This window comes from Serratia sp. (in: enterobacteria) (genome assembly GCF_051654945.1).
Taxonomy (GTDB): domain Bacteria; phylum Pseudomonadota; class Gammaproteobacteria; order Enterobacterales; family Enterobacteriaceae; genus Chania.
In genome coordinates this window covers 1-2,589 of sequence record NZ_JBOFZA010000084.1, presented here as the reverse complement: position 1 = coordinate 2,589, position 2,589 = coordinate 1, and the positions used below count along the sequence as shown (strand labels likewise).

The following is a 2,589-nucleotide window of genomic DNA, read 5'->3' as shown; positions in this document are numbered from 1 at the left end:
TACGTCTTCATCAGCGCACGGCAGACCCGCGACGAGGTCCTTCGTTATCCACGTGCCCCCACGATCCTCCAGGAGTACAGGTCCATTATCGTGGCCATATATAGTCCTGATCTGTCACCAGGGCTACCACTTCCTTTTTTACACGCCGGGGTAAATTTTCGGTTCTGGTTCACTAGACACCGCCGTTTTGGCGGTCAGTTGAGTGTCCTGATTACTCCACCACGACTCTGCAACCTTACCCTCTCTATTCTTCATCAGCGCCCCTCTGACTCCTTTCAGCATCCAGCGTGGCCTGCTGCCCCCGAGTCAACACCCAGGGCCCTGACCACCCTTCCGGACTGGGCAGGGGCTTCAGAGCCTCCAGTGATGTCGTTTTCGGATAACGCACGCCAAATCCCTCCACGCGGATGTCATTCTGCAAAAAGCCAGCAGCCATTCCCGCTACGGTCAGTGCTGTTGACGCAGGATGGGGGTACGATACTCCGTAGGCCCGGAAATCAGGCATAGGAGCCGGGCCGGGAGTCTCACGCCCGAAAACGCCGACCTGACGGCACCCTGAACTGAACGTAGCCAGTGTCACTTGTGTGCCACCTCCCTCCCGCTGAGTGTCAATATGCATCACATCCTGACTGTTCGGTGGGGTCTGTGGGTTGGTATCGTACCCGGGACCAACGGTAAGTAAACCGAGACAGCCCCTTCCGGCACCCTGCTGACAGACTGCATACATAATACTAGCGGCCGCCGCCCGGGCTGCTCTCGCATCAAGCTCTGTACCTTCCTGTATCAGGCTAGCCCAAGCTTCACCCACCTTCACGAGATCTTCGGTGGTGGGTGCTTTCTCCCCAAGTTCTATCAAGGCGACATCATCCGCAGCCGCCTGCATTAATTGGGTCGTCAGCGGTAAAAGCGTATGCCCGTCCACCACCACTGTGGCTTTGGCCACCCCCCCCCTGTGAAAATCGGTCAGTAAACACTCTTCCGGTGTCCTGCTGAATAATTGATGGTGACACACATATTCGTTCATCCTGACGCCGGTAGCTGTGTTGAAGTGCTGTATGCCGGTAGTTATATTGAAGCCCGGTGCGTTGTAGCCCGGTGGCATTCGTGAACGGTTGAACGCCCCCAACAATCCTATCAGATCCTTGACGTTAGCGACTTTTTGGGGAGGAAACTGCGCTACTGCCTGCAGCCCGCTCCGGACAAACTCCGCTCCGTACTCACAGGCAAAACCGACAGGCCCCCCATTGTGCTCAGTCCATTCAGCTGGCACGGATGGCTGTCCCAGGGAAGACGCGGTTTTCGGCACCTCCGGCTGACTCAGCTCACCCAGCACGCCATCCCGGGAAAACAGTACCTGTCTGCTGCCCTCATTCTGTTCATACCGCCGCTGCAACGCAGCACGGTTTTCCGGCGCCAAGGCTCCAAACAGCGTTCTCAGCGTTGTAGCGTCTTCTTCTCCCCCTATCAGTTCTGCCGCCATATTCAGCGGACTGTCCACTGTTGCCACAAACGGCAGCGACAGATTGCGCAGCAATTCTGGCGTATTCGCGGCATTCCCGAATGACACCTGCCCGGTCAGGAAAACATCGCCGGTCCCCCGGGTGGTTGTCATTTTGTTCCCGGTCAGGATAATAACCCCCTCAGGACCGCGAGTTTTTGCCAACAGACGGGCCGTGATGTCTGCCGTCAAGCCTTCCAGTTCAGTATGTCCACGCTCAGGTGCCAGTCCAGTCTCCCGCAGTATCTGGGCCAGCGTCATGGCTGTCTGGTTATACGCGACAGGTTCCATTCCCCGCCTCCGCTCACCCCTGTCATAAAACGTACCAATAACACACAGGGCAGCCGCATCCCGCCGGTTATCTGCGGTCTCGCTCAAGCCAAAAAAATCCTTGAAGCGCTCCCAAAGGGACAGTTTCGGGAAAACGTCGCGGAACTGGGTCACGACGGTACGCAGTGGCCCGTAGCCCCCCCCCTGGATACCCTGTTTAAGCCCCGTATGCAGTTGCCGAATAGCCTCATCATTCGGAAGGGAATTCCGGTCCAGCCCCGGTGGCAGTCCTGTTGCCCGGTGGCTCCCGGCAGGGACAATGGTACTCGTCATACAGTCACCCCGTTTCATCAGTCGTCAGACTGCGTGTTTATTATGGATGTGTGGATCACACCCCGCTTCGTTCAGTCCACGAGCGGACACTATGATAGCCCGTCCCCGGATAGGGGCAGTGTATCCGGCCAGCCGGAGGGAGATATCAGAATGTGTTCACGGAGGCCGGAAACGTGCATGACGTTCAGCCGGCCGGACCTGAATGCCGCGAAGTGGCATGGCGGGGCGTTGGTGCATGGAGGGCTACATTCGTTATGTCCTCAGTGTCCTGCCGGAGTGGCTCGCAGCCAACGTGGCCGAACCTCTGCCCTGGAACGTGGTTTCTCAGCGTTGACATCCTCCCCCGCCCAAAGGCGGAGGATCCCTACTACGCTCAGACTAACGCCTGAATCATTTCGGTGGGTTCCTGCTTCATCGAGTGGCCTGACTGCGCCATTTCTCCACAGGCTAACGCGGCGTGCCCCGCCGCTAAAATATTTCGTGCGCCG

2 protein-coding genes are annotated in these 2,589 nt (G+C 57.9%); both read right to left on the bottom strand.

Annotated features, from left to right (window positions below; translation table 11 throughout):
* Nucleotides 1-244: 244 nt before the first annotated feature.
* On the bottom strand, nt 245-2,101 hold the full coding sequence (locus ACRDCA_RS19430) for a hypothetical protein (RefSeq protein ID WP_438691019.1): 1,857 nt from the start codon (nt 2,099-2,101) through the stop codon (nt 245-247).
* A 373-nt stretch (nt 2,102-2,474) separates the two neighbouring features.
* A partial coding sequence (locus tag ACRDCA_RS19425; RefSeq protein WP_438691020.1) for a hypothetical protein occupies nt 2,475-2,589 on the bottom strand: 115 nt, incomplete at its 5' end.